16 protein-coding genes are annotated in these 13,681 nt (G+C 41.5%); 7 read left to right on the forward strand and 9 right to left on the reverse strand.

All coding sequences use genetic code 11. The annotated features are described in order from the left end of the window. Positions 1–68: 68 nt before the first annotated feature. From ACLOAU_RS08995 to dinB, 3 genes are all read right to left on the reverse strand, one after another. On the reverse strand, positions 69–287 hold the full coding sequence (locus ACLOAU_RS08995; protein WP_427862683.1) for a DUF4143 domain-containing protein: 219 nt from the start codon (positions 285–287) through the stop codon (positions 69–71). Next, entirely contained in the window at positions 271–462 is a 192-nt protein-coding gene (locus ACLOAU_RS09000; RefSeq protein WP_427862684.1) for an AAA family ATPase, read from the reverse strand. The genes ACLOAU_RS08995 and ACLOAU_RS09000 overlap by 17 nt, the downstream gene beginning before the upstream one ends. 135 nt (positions 463–597) lie before the next feature. Further along, positions 598–1,764, reverse strand: coding sequence for a DNA polymerase IV (gene dinB, locus ACLOAU_RS09005; protein ID WP_427861533.1), 1,167 nt, complete (start codon positions 1,762–1,764; stop codon positions 598–600). A 73-nt stretch (positions 1,765–1,837) separates the two neighbouring features. Between dinB and ACLOAU_RS09010 the strand changes: the two genes are divergently transcribed. Further along, on the forward strand, positions 1,838–2,161 hold the full coding sequence (locus tag ACLOAU_RS09010; protein ID WP_427861534.1) for a hypothetical protein: 324 nt from the start codon (positions 1,838–1,840) through the stop codon (positions 2,159–2,161). Here the strand turns inward: ACLOAU_RS09010 and ACLOAU_RS09015 are convergent. The 5 genes from ACLOAU_RS09015 to ffh all read right to left on the reverse strand — a co-directional run bounded on the left by ACLOAU_RS09015 (position 2,158) and on the right by ffh (position 7,137). After that, entirely contained in the window at positions 2,158–2,631 is a 474-nt protein-coding gene (locus ACLOAU_RS09015) for a DinB family protein (RefSeq protein WP_427861535.1), read from the reverse strand. The two genes, ACLOAU_RS09010 and ACLOAU_RS09015, sit on opposite strands and share 4 nt — an antisense overlap. A 56-nt stretch (positions 2,632–2,687) precedes the next feature. Further along, on the reverse strand, positions 2,688–3,221 hold the full coding sequence (gene rimM, locus ACLOAU_RS09020) for a ribosome maturation factor RimM (protein ID WP_427861536.1): 534 nt from the start codon (positions 3,219–3,221) through the stop codon (positions 2,688–2,690). Positions 3,222–3,301: 80 nt separating this feature from the next. Continuing rightward, positions 3,302–3,778: a 30S ribosomal protein S16 gene (gene rpsP, locus ACLOAU_RS09025; protein ID WP_317235768.1), complete on the reverse strand. Its 477-nt coding sequence runs from the start codon at positions 3,776–3,778 to the stop codon at positions 3,302–3,304. A gap of 333 nt (positions 3,779–4,111) precedes the next feature. After that, positions 4,112–5,689, reverse strand: coding sequence for an IS1182 family transposase (locus ACLOAU_RS09030; RefSeq protein ID WP_427861537.1), 1,578 nt, complete (start codon positions 5,687–5,689; stop codon positions 4,112–4,114). Positions 5,690–5,793: 104 nt separating this feature from the next. Continuing rightward, on the reverse strand, positions 5,794–7,137 hold the full coding sequence (ffh, locus tag ACLOAU_RS09035) for a signal recognition particle protein (RefSeq protein WP_427861538.1): 1,344 nt from the start codon (positions 7,135–7,137) through the stop codon (positions 5,794–5,796). A gap of 246 nt (positions 7,138–7,383) precedes the next feature. Here ffh and ACLOAU_RS09040 point away from each other — a divergent pair, with 246 nt between their 5' ends. Continuing rightward, complete coding sequence (locus tag ACLOAU_RS09040; protein ID WP_427861539.1) at positions 7,384–7,761, forward strand: START-like domain-containing protein; 378 nt, start codon at positions 7,384–7,386, stop codon at positions 7,759–7,761. Positions 7,762–7,796: 35 nt separating this feature from the next. On the opposite strand, the gene ACLOAU_RS09045 is transcribed toward ACLOAU_RS09040, so the two are convergent. Continuing rightward, positions 7,797–8,408: a hypothetical protein gene (locus ACLOAU_RS09045; protein WP_427861540.1), complete on the reverse strand. Its 612-nt coding sequence runs from the start codon at positions 8,406–8,408 to the stop codon at positions 7,797–7,799. A gap of 25 nt (positions 8,409–8,433) precedes the next feature. Here ACLOAU_RS09045 and ACLOAU_RS09050 point away from each other — a divergent pair, with 25 nt between their 5' ends. The 5 genes from ACLOAU_RS09050 to cysD all read left to right on the forward strand — a co-directional run bounded on the left by ACLOAU_RS09050 (position 8,434) and on the right by cysD (position 13,629). After that, entirely contained in the window at positions 8,434–10,269 is a 1,836-nt protein-coding gene (locus ACLOAU_RS09050) for an LptF/LptG family permease (RefSeq protein ID WP_427861541.1), read from the forward strand. 172 nt (positions 10,270–10,441) lie between these two features. Continuing rightward, a complete protein-coding gene (locus tag ACLOAU_RS09055) occupies positions 10,442–10,849 on the forward strand; it encodes an RrF2 family transcriptional regulator (RefSeq protein ID WP_427861542.1) in 408 nt (135 codons plus the stop codon). 269 nt (positions 10,850–11,118) lie between these two features. Next, positions 11,119–11,754 carry a peroxiredoxin gene (locus tag ACLOAU_RS09060; RefSeq protein ID WP_427861543.1) on the forward strand — a complete coding sequence of 212 codons (636 nt, stop codon included), beginning with the start codon at positions 11,119–11,121 and terminating at the stop codon, positions 11,752–11,754. Between the two features lie 68 nt (positions 11,755–11,822). After that, positions 11,823–12,518, forward strand: coding sequence for a phosphoadenylyl-sulfate reductase (locus ACLOAU_RS09065; protein ID WP_427861544.1), 696 nt, complete (start codon positions 11,823–11,825; stop codon positions 12,516–12,518). Positions 12,519–12,720: 202 nt separating this feature from the next. Continuing rightward, positions 12,721–13,629 carry a sulfate adenylyltransferase subunit CysD gene (gene cysD / locus ACLOAU_RS09070; protein ID WP_427861545.1) on the forward strand — a complete coding sequence of 303 codons (909 nt, stop codon included), beginning with the start codon at positions 12,721–12,723 and terminating at the stop codon, positions 13,627–13,629. Positions 13,630–13,681 lie beyond the last annotated feature (52 nt).

Here is a 13,681-nt window from a genome sequence, read left to right on the forward strand (position 1 = left end):
GCAAAGCTTTTGAAATGCAAATAAAAAGCTTTTTGGCTACAGTATAAAGACAAACGGTTGCGCAGGAACTAAAGGAAATCTCTGAAGTTCTGGTGATGGATCAAACGAACATCGGCATTGTATGTTTCTTTAAAAGATGAGAAAGCCTTTAATCTGGCGTTGGGATTCCATTTTATCTCGTATCCTGCAATGATGCCATTCCCGTTTTCTACATAATCGATTTCCTGTTGTTGTACCGTTCTCCAGAAATAGGGATGTGCATTCAGTCGTTCATATTTGAACTTCATCAATGAAAACAATTTTGTAATTCCCTATAAGAGCTCTTAACTGTTCTGTATTAATATTCGTTAAAAGGCTGCTGGTAGTGGGGTTGTCACAGTTTAAAAATAGGTAAGACTCATTTTTTAGTATATACTCAATGAGTGTTGTTTTACCAACCTGTCTTGGACCAAAAATTATAATAGTTTTTTCTTTCCGAACTTAGATTCGATCTCTTTCTGAATGCTTCTGATATACATAAAAGCAGGGTTATTCCCCAAAAACACTAATATTTGGGGAATACGATCCCTGAAAATACTAATATTCGGGGAATAGGTATTATTGTTCCGGCTTTTTCCTGTTTACCACGGCTTTTGAAACCAGCTTATCGCCGAATCGGTTTTTAATATCATCCACGGCTTTGTACAGGTTTAATTTATTGTGCTGATCGTTAAACAGGTTCATTTGCATGCCGGTATCGACCAATTGGCTAAACCTGACACCAATTAGCCTGACAGCGCGACCTCGCTGGTAAAACCTGTCAAAAATATCTTTTGCTTTTTCTATCAGTTCATCATCTAGAGAAGTGTAGGGAATGCTTTCCTGCTTATTAGTTGTTTCAAAGTCGTCATACCTTATTTTAACCGTGAGGCAGCCTGTTAGTTTTTCATCCTGCCGGAGATCATAGGCATTTTTTTCAGTAAGTCTAACCAGTTGGCTATGGATAAACGCTATATTGGTTTGGTTCTCATGAAAAGTGGTTTCATGACTCATGCTTTTCTGGTTCCATTCGGTGGTTAACTCGGCGCTGCCCAGTCCGTGTGCTTTTTGCCATAACTCCTGGCCCCATTTGCCCAGCTTTTTCTCTAGTATGGCAACAGGTGTTTGCGCGATATCTTTGATGGTATGCAGACCGATATTTCTCAGTCGTTGCTCCGTTTGCTTACCCACCCCATTAATTTTTTCAATGCCCATGGGCCATAGAAATTCTTTTTCTTTCCAGTGTGGAATTTCGAGGAAACCATTGGGCTTCGCTTCATTCGTGGCCATTTTACTGATGAATTTGGCAGAAGAAAGTCCGCAACTAATGGGTAATCCTGTTTCTTTTATAATAAATGTGCGGAGTTGCTGGGTGTATTGGCTTACGTTAAAGAAACGATCCATTCCTGTAAGATCGCAGTAAAACTCATCGATAGAAGCTTTCTGAAATAGGGGCACTTTGGAAGCGATAATATCTGTTACCATTTTGGAATAGTAACTATATTGCTGGTAAGTACCTTTCAATACAATGGCCTGTGGACATAATTTCATCGCAGTAGCCATTGGCATTGCAGAATGCACACCAAATTTCCGGGCCTCGTAACTGCAGGTGGATACAACCCCCCTGTTAGCCGATCCGCCAACAATCACCGGCTTGCCTTTCAGTTCGGGCTGAAGCAATAGCTCCACCGAAACGAAAAAAGAATCCAGGTCGAAATGGGCGATATAGGGTTTTGGATTGTTCAATAGCCAAAATTAAAATTTATAGTTTTGTTGCGCAGAGAAACATTTACCCGTTTTTAGTTTTAAAACCAACCAGATGAAACTGTACTTGCCACTTTTGTTGACTATAGCATTGCTCGCAGCCTGCTCAAAAAAAAGTAACCCCGACTGTGATGCGCTGTGGATCAATAAAATGAAGAAGCAATGGGAAATGGTATCCAGTTGTAGTCCTGAATTTAAACATTACCTGGGTAAAGGCATGTACCAGTCAAAAATTATTTACTATACCAGTATCAGTTGTGTAGCCTGTGATGTGACACCTCCCCAATATGGAGTCAATTGCGCAGGTGATTCGATAAAGATCAATAACTGGAATGATGTGAAAGATACCAGGGTTATAGCCACCTGCCGCGATCTCTAAGATGGGGTATCGAGTATATATTTTTTGATCATTACGATCTGTCCCAAGTGATAATGGACATGTTCCACCTGTCCCTGGAAATTTTTATAAGCGCTGGAATGGCCGGGTAGTATGGGATTGTACAGGCTGCCGATGTCATAACCTTCAATAATTGTAGCCAGTTCTTCTGCCGAATGGATATTGTCTTGTTTCAACTCTTCCCAATCTTCGCCACTGTTTAATGCCGGAGCATTCATTCCATTCTGTTCATTAATTTCCGGTTCTATGTTCTGTCCGCGAAGTGCTACAATACGGTTCCAGTAAGTAATATGGTGCAATAGCATGGCAATGCTATTGGGAGAGAAGGGGGTAATGGTCAATGCCTGCTGCCGGCTCACATCTTTTAGTGTATCGGTAATGCTAACGTCCGTCCAGTTGCCCCCTCTGTGTACTTCTACCAGGTGGTGAGCAATATGCTGTTTGATGTTCATACTGACAAATGTACGGGAGCTCTGTTGATATACCCTGCCGGTATTTTATTTTTAAGTTAAGATAAGTAAATATCCAGCAGGCCATCGGGAAGGGATACATAAACTATCTTGGCTTTGGCATCTACTTTCTGCAGCGTTTCTTCATGCAGGGGAATCAATACTTCTTTTCCATCAACCAAAAGCCGGCACAGAACCTGGTGCGGTTGCTCAATAATTTCTTCAATGCGTCCTATTTCTTTGCCATTGTCAATAATGGTGTATCCGATAAAGCTGATCACCGAATTTTTAGCAGCATGCTTATCAAAATCGGCGGTAGCCAGCCAAACCTCTTTTTGCACAATGGGGCGGGCGGCTTCCACACTATCAAGACCTTCGAGCTTTACAAAGGTTTCTGTTTCACTTTTAATTTTCGCGCTTTCCAGGAACCATGGCAGGTAGCTGCCTGTTTTATCCTTGATGAACAGGGTCTTAAGATCCTTAAGCGCTGTTCGTTGACCAAGCGCGTGTTTCAGTACCACATCGCCTTTAAGGCCATGTGTGCCGGCAATTTTACCAATGCTGATATAGTTGTTGTTTGGCGATTGTGCCATAATGCTGCAAAATAAGGGAAAATAAAAAAGCGATCGGGTTTATCGCCCAATCGCTTTTAATTTTTTGTTCCATAAGCTTATTAAGCTTCTCCGCCTTCAGCATTTGCCTCAGGTGCAGGAGATTCTGCTTTAGGTTCAGCTACTTTACGAGGAACGGCACTGGCTACCCTGCGTTTAGCTCTTCTTTCGTCGATAGCTTTCTGCTGGCGCCTTTTAATGTGCTCTTCATGCTCTGCACTCCATGTTGTGAACTTCTGCATTGCTGCAGTTTCATCAAACAGACCCAATTTTACACCACGTAATAAGTGCTTCAGGTATAATACTCCTTTAAAGCTCAGGATACGGCGAACAGTATCTGTAGGTGTTGCACCTTTGTTCAGCCACTCCAATGCTTTTTGACGATCCAGCTCAATTGTAGCAGGGATAGTCAAAGGGTTGTAAGTACCTAATTTTTGAATAAATTTACCATCACGAGGGCTTCTGGCGTCAGCAACAACGATGAAGTAAAAGGGCCTTTTTTTAGAGCCGTGTCTTTGCAATCTAATTTTAGCTGCCATTTTAAATAGAAATTTAAGGCGTTAAAAAATAATTATTAAGTCCCAAACCAAATGGGTTTATCAGTTGATTTGGGGGATCAAAGGTATATAAACTTTTATGTAAACCGAACACAAACCCTTTTAAAAAATAAAATAATTTTAAGTTTTTACGATTTGTTAAGATTTACATGGCCCGGATATGCGGGGCTGACTAAAAAGGTCAAACGTCTCAATATTTGAAAAAGTACAGTTCACTTATATGGGCTGTACTTTATTTATTTAAGTTTTCGGTTTCACAATAATATCTGCAGTAATAGGGGATATTATGAGTGATAAACGTACTTTTTTTGTTTATCAGGCTGCTTTATTGAGTTTTTTTATTGATACTTTTCTCAGGTTGTGTGCCATAGCTACCAATATAAACTCTGTTTTTACTTTTTGAAGACCTCGCAGGTGGAAGCGACGGAAGTCCATATTGTGTTTTATATCTCCAAAACAGCTTTCGATCTCTGTGCCTCTTTGTTTTTTCAAGGACTGTCCCAGTTCTGTGTGAAGGTTTTGCCTTGCCTGCTGCTTAAAGGCTTCCAGTTTTTCGTTGATCTCTATCTTTCGGTTCTCCCCTTTAGTCGATTTACAACACTGTTGATAAAAAGGACAGCCGGAGCAATTATTACATTCATAAACTTTTACCTCTGATTTGTAACCGGTACGTTTATGCGTTTGTTGGTGTTTGCCTTTAAAAATAAGTAGTTGCTTATTAGGGCAGCTATAAGTATTTGTGAGTATATCATAGATAAAGTTGTCCTTTAGAAAAGAATTTTGCTGATAAGCTTTGGTTTGTTCTTTGTGATATAGCGGGAACTTCATATAACTGGCTATTTCATTTTGTTGTAGCAGTTCATAATTCTGCTCTGTACCAAAGATGCTGTCAGCAATAATCCTGTCGGGCTGGCAAGGTTGTTGGCTGGCTATGGCGTGCAGGTGATCATTAAAGCAGGCTCCATCGTTGGTCGATTGATGAACGCTCACCCCGGTAATAAACTGATCCTCGCTACCTGCCAGTACATTGTAGGCTGGCAGTACTTCTACCTTATTTTTCATCATCATAGCTGTGGCATCGGTATCAGTTTTATTGTAACCACTACGGTTGCCGGCTTTTTGAATCTGATTGTTATACTTTTCTATCTTGCCTTCAGCATCTTTTAACTTCTTTTTCAGTGTGGTGGCCTTGCGTCGTTTGCTCTTTACAACAGTATTGCGTATGACATCGTTGAGTGTAGCTGCCTTTTGGGCTATTGCTTCCCGGCTCACGGTAGCAGCTTGTCCATGTTCTTCCAGATCAGCTTGCCCATAGGCTTTATCTTCCTGCCGGTTCAGCTCATCTATTTGCTTAAACAACTCCTGGCATTTTTCTACAGCCTTCAGACCATACCGCTCTGCATTTTTCTTCCATACCATTTTATGCTGATTGGCATCTGCACGCAATGTTGTTCCATCGCAAAAATAATTTTCCAGCTTGATATACTGATGAGCTACCAAAAACTCCAACAGCTCTTTAAACAATGCTTCTATTACCTGTTTGGCTTTGCTGCTGCGGAAGTTATTAATCGTACGAAAATCAGGACGGTTCATAGCTGAAAGCCACATAAAATGAATGTCCTGGCTCAGTGCCTTGGCTATCTTGCGGCCAGTATAGATCTTTACACAATAGGCATATAATAACACTTTTAGTAACATCCGGGGGTGATAGCTACTGGTGCCGCCACCTTTGTATAAGTTGATCAGGTCGCTGATATCCATCAACTCAACTATCTCATTAACCACCCTTACAAGGTGATCCTTGCCTATTAACTCTTCCAGTGAAGGTGGTAACAATAAATTTTGTTGAGGACTATATTGCTTAAATACTACAGAAGTTTTTACTTTAGCCATTGTAATTTTTGTGTGGTAACTAAAATTACAACTCAGCCCCTTTCTCACAAAGAAAAGGGCTGACCTTTTTGGTCAGCCCCATCGTGAAAATGGGTTTAAAAGTATTAGAATGGTCTTTTCATTCCTCCAAGTCCTCCGGGCATCATTTTGCCGAATGCCCCCATTTTATTCATATTTTTCATCATATCGCGCATCTGCTCAAACTGTTTCATAAATGCATTTACCTCTGCAATGTCTTTACCACAGCCCAGGGCAATACGTTTACGACGACTTCCGTTGATCAGGTCCGGATTACTACGCTCTTCCGGCGTCATTGAGTCGATAATAGCCTCGATGCCCTTAAAACTGTCATCGCTGATATCAAGATCTTTAATTTGTTTTCCTACACCGGGAATCATACCCAACAGATCCTTCATGTTCCCCATTTTTTTGATCATTTCCAGCTGGGCTTTGAAATCAGCGAAGTCAAACTTGTTTTTGCGGATCTTACTCTCAATTTTCTTTGCCTGCTCTTCATCAAACTGTTGCTGGGCGCGTTCTACCAGCGACGTAATATCACCCATTCCCAATATACGCTGTGCCATCCTTTCCGGGTAAAACACATCCAGCGCATCCATTTTTTCGCCGTTACTAACAAATTTAATCGGCTTATTTACGGTGTATTTAATGGAAATGGCTGCACCACCACGGGTATCGCCATCTAATTTGGTCAATACCACTCCGCTAAAGTCCAGGCGCTCATTAAATGCCTTGGCTGTGTTCACCGCATCCTGACCGGTCATGCTATCTACCACAAAAAGAATTTCCTGTGGATTAACCGCGTTTTTGATATTCGCTACCTCGGTCATCATTTGCTCATCTATGGCTAAACGTCCCGCAGTATCTATAATAACTACATTCTTATTTTTGCTTTTGGCGCTTGCTACAGCGGTTTGCGCGATACTTACCGCATCTTTATTTTCCGACTCAATGTGAACCTCTACACCAATCTGTTCTCCCAAAACACGCAACTGTTCCATGGCCGCCGGGCGATAAATATCTGCTGCTACCAGTAAAGGGTTTAATCCTTTCTTGGTTTTCAGGAAATTAGCCAGTTTACCGCTAAAAGTAGTTTTACCGCTACCTTGTAACCCGGCGATCAATATTACCGCAGGATTGCCTTTAGCATTAAAAGGGGCTTCTTCGCCACCCATCAGTTCGGTTAGCTCGTCCTTTACAATTTTCACCATTAGCTGTCCGGGGCTAACAGCGTTGATCACTTTTTCCCCAACAGCCGTATCCTTGATTTTATCGGTAAAATCCTTTGCTATTTTATAGTTTACGTCCGCATCTACCAATGCACGGCGAATTTCTTTTATGGTAGAGGCTACGTTAAGTTCGGTTATCCTTCCCTGGCCTTTCAGGTTTTTAAAGGCGGTATCTAATTTATCCTGTAGATTGTTGAACATAAGAATATAAAAATAATTCTACCCTGTAGAATGATTATAATAATGAAAAATGGATGCAAATATATTGCTTTTAGACGTTTTTGATGATAGTAGCACCCCTGCAGAAGTGTGCGGCGCCCGCCTGTACCGACCGGGCAGGCAAGAGTGTACCATAGTAGCACCGCAGACGGCCAAATAAAAATAAATTTTGTTTGTTTGATAAATTTTATATAATTGCGACTTATTGATTAATAATATTTCGTGACGATGAGTAAACAGAAGTTCACATTGGAGTATCCCGTTCGCTGCTCCCCAACTATATTGTATGAGTTTTTAGCTACCTCTAACGGGTTGGGAGAATGGTTTGCCGAGCACGTAGATGAACGTGACGGTAAGTTTTATTTCGGCTGGAACGGGACCTACGAGGAAGCTGAGGTTCTGGAGCAGGAGGAAGAGAGCTATATTCGTTTTAAATGGGCAGGTTCACCCAAAGAAGAATATTTTGAGTTCAAAATAGATAAGTCTGAAATAACCAACCAAACTATACTGGTGATCACCGATTTTGCCGAAAAAAGAGAAATAAAGGATCAAAGCCAGCTTTGGGACTACCAGGTGAAAGACCTTTTTCACAGGCTGGGAAACTAATTAAGTAACAGGTGTACGTTGACAGATGACGGTAATTAGCTGTCATTTTCAAGTATGGTTACTAAAAACTCAAACTGCTGCATTAGTATTTCTATTGAGTTTTCGATATTTGTAATGCTGGTATACGCCACAATTTTCACAAAAGGGGCTTCCTGTATTATTTTTTCGAAACTTTCACGATCTATAGTGCTTAAGGAGCTGTAAGAGGTGTTGTTGATATCATGCACCCATTCATCGCCGCTGTAACATATTTTTAAAGATTCCCCTTGCAGGCTTTCGAAGGCGTTTACAAGTTTCTGTCCCATTGTTTGTAGCCACTGGCCGGAAAGATGTAGCGTAGTGCTGAAAAACCGGCCCCACCAGAATAAGGTTCTTATGGCAAAAATATTTCCCTTTGCAAAGTGGCGGGGATTGTCTAAAACTATCCAGGGCAAACCAAGATAATTTTCACCACGTGATATTTTACCTCCGGGTTTGAGCACATCGGCAGGCAATGAACGTTGTTTTATGATGAACTGCTGCCAGTTATAAAGATCTTCAAATGCTGTTTTAATGTGCAGCAGAATTTCATTCTTTGTTAAAATCCAGTCGGCATTGGTAACAAGCTTTATATGCTGGGGTGAAAGACTTATTTTTGCTGATTGCATCAGGTAAAGATATACTATTAAGCAGGTGAAGAAGTTAGATAAACTAATTATAAAAGCTTTTATAGGCCCGTTTGTGGCCACTTTTTTCATTACGCTGTTTGTATTGATCATGCAGTTCTTCTGGCTGTGGATTGATGATTTTGTGGGTAAGGGGCTGGATGCCGGTACGATCATGAAATTCATCTGGTACCAGAGTGCCGTTTTAATTCCTTTGGCTTTACCCTTATCTGTATTGCTGTCTTCGCTGATGACTTTTGGCAATCTTGGGGAGAGCTTTGAGCTGGTAGCCATTAAATCCGCAGGTATTTCGCTCATGCGCTTTATGCGACCTCTGTTTGTTGTAGCCACCTGTATTGCTTTGGGTGCCTTTCTTTTTTCCAATTATGTTATACCGGTAGCCAACCTTAAGTCGCGAACCTTATTGGCCGATATTGTACTGGCTAAACCTGCGTTTGCTATTAAGGAAGGTGTTTTTTTTGATGGTATTGACAAGTTTGCCATTAAGATAGGAAAGAAGGAAGCCAATGATTCTATTATCAGAGACGTAATTGTTTACCAGGCGGGCGATAATAGCTTGCAGGATGCGTTTTTGATTGCCAGCGATGGCGTGATGAAACCTTCGCCTGATAAGCGTTTCCTGGATATTGTTTTTAAAAATGGATGGAGATACGAGGAACGGGGAAGCAAAGAAGATTCTACTACAGACTATATACGACTTGGTTTTAAGGAGTATAAAATGCAGATGGACATCAGCTCCTTTAAGTTTACCAAAACGGACGACAGCGCCAACGTTAATAATGAGCGGATGTACAATATGCGGCAATTAAATGTAGCTATTGACTCCATCAGTAAGTTTAACGGAGAAATAGCCAAAAATTTCGAGGCTACGATCTATGCCAACTTCATGATCTTAAACTATAGGGACAGTATTACTAAGGACATTAAGATCCCTGATTCCATACTCAATTTCAAAGCCAATATAGACGCCTACATGGGCGTTAAAAAAGATAGCACAAAGGCAGAGAAGGATTCGGCAAGAGCCAGGGCAAAACTGGATAGTACCCGGCAGAGGCTGAAAGCTGATTCGCTGAAACGTGTGGCCCGGAAAGACTCTATCCGTTTTAAGCGTACAGCCGATTCTACCCGGCGTAAGGCGAGAAGAGACTCCATAAAAATGGGCCTGAAGCCTTTGGCTCCTCCGCCGCCTCAAAGGAGCGGTAACAGGGACAGTGTTAAAAATAAAAGATCAGACATTGCCGCCAGAACGGTAGCTTCTGCAAAAGATACGACGAAAAATAAAAAAGATACTTCAGCTGCTAAAAAAGATAGCGTGGCCAAAGCTGCTGCGAAAGTGAAGCCGGTTAAGAAAGATCCTAATAGTTTTACTGCTTTGCTACCGGACAGTGCACGGCAGCAGATACAGGATAGGGCATTAACGAGTTTGGAAAGTTTCCGTAATAACCTGGAGATGAACGGAAACAATATTGTAGAGCAGGAAAAAACATTACAGAAGTATAAGATAGAGTGGCATAAAAAAATTGCTTTAGCACTGGCCTGTATCGTATTATTTATGATTGGGGCGCCTTTAGGTTCAATTATCAGGAAAGGTGGTTTGGGCACGCCGATGATCTTTGCCATTATTTTCTTCATGGTGTTCTATTTTGTTTCCACCCGCGGCGAAAAGCTGGCTAAAGAAATGGAAATGAGCGCTTTTTCGGGGATGTGGCTCTCCACTTTCGTACTGGTTCCGGTGGGTATTTTCCTGATTTACAAAGCCATGCACGATTCTAATCTGTTTAATAAAGAGTTTTATACAAGACTTAAACGTAAAGTATTAAAGAAGCTCGGTAAAGAATCCTGATGAACTTCTGCTCGAACAAATTAAGCTGGTGAACCGGAACTGCAGAGGGAAAGCGTTATTTCAAACGTGTAATTGTGTACTCATTTCCTTAATACACCGTGGTGAAACGTTCTATTCATCCGGTAACAATTTACAAATGAGAAATTTCTTGTAAATTTGTAGACTATTACATATGCTTACCAAAAAATCTCAATACGCATTTAAAGCTCTTACTTACCTTGCCGACAGGCAGAAGGACGGACCTGTGTTGATTTCAGAGATCTCCGAAAAAAAAAAGATACCCCTCAAGTTTTTAGAAAATATCCTGCTGGAGCTTAAAAAAGCAGATATCCTTGACAGTAAAAAGGGAAAAGGGGGAGGCTACTTCTTTAAAGTGGAGCCTGCGACGATAAAAATGGCAAAAATTATCCGCCTTATAGACGGACCTATCGCCATGTTGCCCTGCGTAAGTCTATACTTTTACAAGCGCTGCGATAACTGTAATGAAAAGCATTGCGGCCTCCACGATGCTATGGTAGAAGTACGGGATGCTACACTGGCGGTGCTTGAGAGCAAAACACTGGCAGATTTGAGAGATTAACTACATTGAGACCCATTATCGTCGCAATGCATTATCATTCCCGGCCATCATTTACCACTTTTGTGTCAAATGAGTAATGAGTTTAGCTAAGGTACTTCGGGTGCGTTAAGAACCGAAACTTAGAAAAAAGTATTACTTTTCAGGCAATTGTTATAAGTTTTTCTAAAAAATAAGCCAAAAAACTGGCACTTTTGGGATAATACCCTACTAAGTTGGTGGGTTATGAGAAATGACTTATATTTGCCTTCCACTTTTAAAATTACAACACTATGTCATTAAGATTAGGCGATATCGCACCAGACTTTACGGCACAATCAACCGAAGGTGAAATCAATTTTCACGAGTATTTAGGCGAAGGTTGGGGTATTTTATTCTCTCACCCTGCAGACTACACTCCGGTTTGTACTACTGAGTTAGGAAAAACAGCTTTGTTAAAAGAGGAATTTGCAAAACGCAATACCAAGGTATTAGCTGTAAGCGTTGATCCATTGGATAGCCATTTCGGCTGGCGCAATGATATTAATGAAACTCAAAATACCAATGTTGAGTTTCCTATTTTAGCCGATCCTGAAAGGAATATCGCAACTTTATATGATATGATCCACCCAAATGCTTCTGAAAAAGCAACGGTGCGTTCTTTATTCATTATTGGTCCCGATAAAAAAGTAAAATTAATCATCACTTATCCGGCTTCAACGGGTAGAAACTTTACGGAAGTATTGCGGGTATTGGATTCTCTGCAACTGACAGCGAACCACAGCGTGGCAACTCCTGCAGACTGGACACATGGTGAAGATGTAATTGTGGTACCTGCTATCAGCACTGAAGATGCAATTCAAAAATTTCCTAAAGGTGTAAAAGTGGTAAAACCTTACCTGCGTTACACCCCACAACCTAATTTATAGTTCATAGATAATAGTTGATGGTTCATAGCTCTTTCAATGTGCTATGAACCATTAACCATGAACCCGGAATGTTTACAGAACAACAAATACAGGATATCGAAAACGCTTCTGTTGCAGAAGCTATAGCAATAGTGTCGAAGCAGTTTCCGCAAGAAACTGTTTTTTCGACTTCATTAGGCCAGGAAGACCAGGTGCTTACTCATGTAATTGCCCGCAATAACCTGCCTGTAAAAATATTTACGCTCGATACCGGGCGTCTTTTTTACGAACATTACGAACTACTCGAAAAAACAAATGCACGCTACAAAACCAATATTCAGGTGTATTTTCCTGAGGCGGCGGATGTGGAGCAATTTGTAAATGAAAAGGGTGTAAATGCCTTTTTTGAGTCTGTTGAAAATCGTAAGCAATGTTGCTTTATCCGTAAAGTGAAGCCACTGAACAGGGCTTTACAGGGGGCTAAAGTATGGATCACCGGCTTAAGAGCCGATCAGTCGGATAACAGGAAAGAGATGAAAATGCTGGAATGGGATGATGCCCGCCAGTTATACAAGTTCAATCCTTTAATTCACTGGACTTACGAGCAGATGATCGACTATATAAAGGAAAACAATATTCCTTATAATCCACTGCATGATAAAGGTTTTATCAGCATCGGTTGTGCACCTTGTACCCGGGCCATTGAGCCGGGAGAAGACGCGCGCGCTGGTCGTTGGTGGTGGGAAGTGTCGCATAAAGAATGCGGCCTTCATGTTAACAGCTAAAATAATGATGAGCCCGGCCGAAGAATAGATAGCATCGGTTTTGCCACGCTCGGTTGATCGCCCCGGTTATATGGCAACTATCGGTCGCAATTTATCCTGAGCTTGTCGAAGGAGTCCGGTTTAAAGCTCATCTAAACATACAATCGATTGTCGTCTTCCTTTCTCCTGCAGAAATGGGAGCTGGGAGACTAATAAAATAAAAATGAGCAAATACGAATTAGACTATTTAGAGCAGTTAGAAGCCGAGAGCATCTTCATCATGCGCGAAGTAGCTGCACAGTTCGAAAAACCAGCCTTGCTTTTCAGCGGCGGTAAAGATTCTATTACCCTGGTTCAATTAGCCAAAAAGGCCTTTGCGCCGGGTAAAATTCCTTTTCCCTTAGTACATATTGATACAGGGCATAATTTTCCTGAAGCCCTGGCCTATCGCGATAACCTGGCGAAAGAATTGGGTGCTGAGTTGATCGTACGGAAAGTAGAAGATACCATCCGCGAGAAAAAGCTTACCGAACCCAAAGGCAAATTCGCCAGCCGTAATTGGTTACAAACCCACACCCTGTTAGATACTATCGAAGAATTTAAATTCGATGCCTGTATTGGCGGAGCACGCCGCGACGAAGAAAAAGCCCGCGCCAAAGAGCGTATTTTTTCTGTTCGCGATGAGTTTGGTCAGTGGGATCCTAAACTGCAGCGTCCTGAATTGTGGAATATCTATAACGGCCGTATCCACAAAGGCGAAAACGTAAGGGTATTCCCCATCAGTAACTGGACAGAGCTGGACGTGTGGAGCTATATTAAAAAAGAAGAAGTACAACTGCCTTCTATATATTTTGCCCACAACAGGGATGTGTTGGTGCACGAAGGTCAGTTAATTGCTGTTTCCGATTTCATTACTATAGATGAAGAGGATGTGATTGTTAACAAGCGCGTACGTTATCGTACGGTGGGTGATATGACTTGCACCGCCGCAGTAGAATCGAGCGCCTCTACACTGGATGAAGTGGTGAACGAAATTATGGCCACCCGCATATCTGAGCGTGGTGAAACCCGCATTGACGACCGTGTTACAGAAGCAGCAATGGAAGACAGGAAGAAGGGGGGGTATTTTTAGGGTTGGTTGAAAGGTTGAGAGGTTGACTGGTTGATTGGTTAACTGGTTGACC

This window comes from Paraniabella aurantiaca (genome assembly GCF_050309965.1).
Classification (GTDB): Bacteria; Bacteroidota; Bacteroidia; order Chitinophagales; family Chitinophagaceae; genus Niabella.